General features: G+C 69.5%; 1 protein-coding gene. It reads left to right on the top strand.

The annotated features are described in order from the left end of the window. Positions 1-155: 155 nt before the first annotated feature. Complete coding sequence (locus tag EFE23_RS27755; protein WP_123243811.1) at positions 156-1,892, top strand: IS1634 family transposase; 1,737 nt, start codon at positions 156-158, stop codon at positions 1,890-1,892. The last annotated feature ends 126 nt before the right edge of the window (positions 1,893-2,018 follow it).

The following is a 2,018-nucleotide window of genomic DNA, read 5'->3' as shown; positions in this document are numbered from 1 at the left end:
CCCGAGTTCGACAGTTGGTGGGCATGCGGGGCGGGTCGGCGGCGGATCTGTGCAGGTGAGAGGGCTGGCGTCCATGTGAGACTGCCTAGAGGTGTGGGCAAACGGATTTACCTCGGGTGTTGCTCTGGTCAGGCTTGTTGCCTGATGATGCGGGCATGTACTTGCGGAAGATCCAGCGGCGGAACAAGGACGGGTCGGTGGCGCGCTACCTCCAACTCGCCCACAACCGGCGGGTCGGCGGCACCACGCAGGCCGAGGTGCTGGTCAACTTCGGCCGCGAGGACCGCCTGGACGTCGACGGGTTGCGCCGCCTGGTCGCCTCGATCAACCGCTACCTCGGCGAGGAGGATGGGGTCGCCGCGCCGCTGGGCGCCGAGGATGTCGGGCCGCTGACGGTGGAGTCTTCCCGGCCGCTCGGGGCGAGCTGGCTGCTCGACGGGCTGTGGACAGTCCTGGGCATCGACAGCGCCCTGGCCTCGCGCATCGGCGGGCGCAAGTTCCGCACCGACGTCGAGCGCACCGTCTTCGCGCTGGTCGCCAACCGGGCCATCGCCCCCGCCTCCAAGCTCGCCGCGGCCGAGTGGGCCACCCGCGACCAGGTCATCCCCGGCCTGGACGCACTGGCCGAGCAGCACGCCTACCGGGCCATGGACCTCCTGGTCGAGGCCGACACCCACGCTGCCGTGCAGGAAGCGGTGTTCTTCTCCGCCGCCCACCTGCTCAACCTCGAAGTCGACCTGGTCTTCTTCGACACCACCTCCACCTACTTCGAACGCGACGAAGCCGACGACCCGGACGGCGAGGCCTCCAGCCTGCGCCAGTACGGGCACTCCAAGGACCACCGCAAGGACCTGCCGCAGATCGTCATCGGACTGGCCGTCACCCGCGAGGGCATCCCTGTGCGTTGCTGGACCTGGCCGGGCGGCACCAACGACCAGACCGTGATCACCGAGGTCAAGGACGGCCTGCGCGACTGGCGGCTCGGGCGGGTCGTCACGGTCTGCGACACCGGGTTCTCGTCCGAGGCCAACCAGTCCTACCTGCGCCGGGCCGGCGGCCACTACATCACCGGCATCAAGATGCGCGAGGGCTCCCACCGCGCCGAGCAGGCCCTGGCCCGGCAGGGCCGCTACCAGCAAGTGCGCGACAACCTGCGTGTCAAGGAGGTCCGCCTCGACGGCGACGCGGGCAGACGCTTCATCATCTGCCACAACCCCGCCGAAGCCGAACGTGATGCCGCCCGACGCGAAGACCAACTCGCCGCGATCCGCGAGGAGCTGACGCGCGTCAAGGCCGCCCGCGAGGCGGACGCGGCCAAGGCGAAGGCCAAGGCGGCCAAGACCGGTAAACGGCCCGCAGCCCCATCTGACGCCCCGCACCGCAAGGCCGAATGCGCACTTCGCGACCATCCTGCCCTCGGCCGCTGGCTCAAGCAGCACCCCACCACCGGACGGCTGTCCATCGACACCGCCAAGGTCGCCGCCGAGGCCCGCCTCGACGGCAAGTACCTCCTCGCGACCAGCGACCCCGACCTGTCCGCCGAGGACGTCGCGCTCGGCTACAAGAACCTCCTCGAAGCCGAACGCGCCTTCCGCACCATGAAATCCACCCTCGACCTGCGGCCGGTCTACCACCGCCTCGACGAGCGGATACGCGCTCACGTGCTGCTGTGCTGGCTCGCCCTGCTACTGATCCGCGTCGCTGAACGCCGCACCGCCCAGACCTGGCCCAAGATCGCCGCCGAGCTCGGCCGGATCCACCAGGTCACGCTCTCCGGCCCCGCCGGCAGCCTCCAGCAGACCACCCGGCTCACCGACACCCAGGCCAAACTCTTCAAAGACTGCGGTGTCCCGCTCCCGCCAAAGATGAGCGACCTCAAGACCCCCGAATAGCCGCTGAACTGGGAAAACGCGCTTCGGAGCCGTAGGCAAACGGCCCCGAAGCCTCCCCATCCCCATCACCGCAGGTCAGCCCGCAGATTCGCCACCGCCGCATGCCCACCAACTGTCGAACCCGGG

Source organism: Micromonospora solifontis (assembly GCF_003725545.1).
GTDB classification, from domain to species: domain Bacteria; phylum Actinomycetota; class Actinomycetes; order Mycobacteriales; family Micromonosporaceae; genus Micromonospora; species Micromonospora solifontis.
This window is presented reverse-complemented; position numbering and strand designations above follow the sequence as displayed.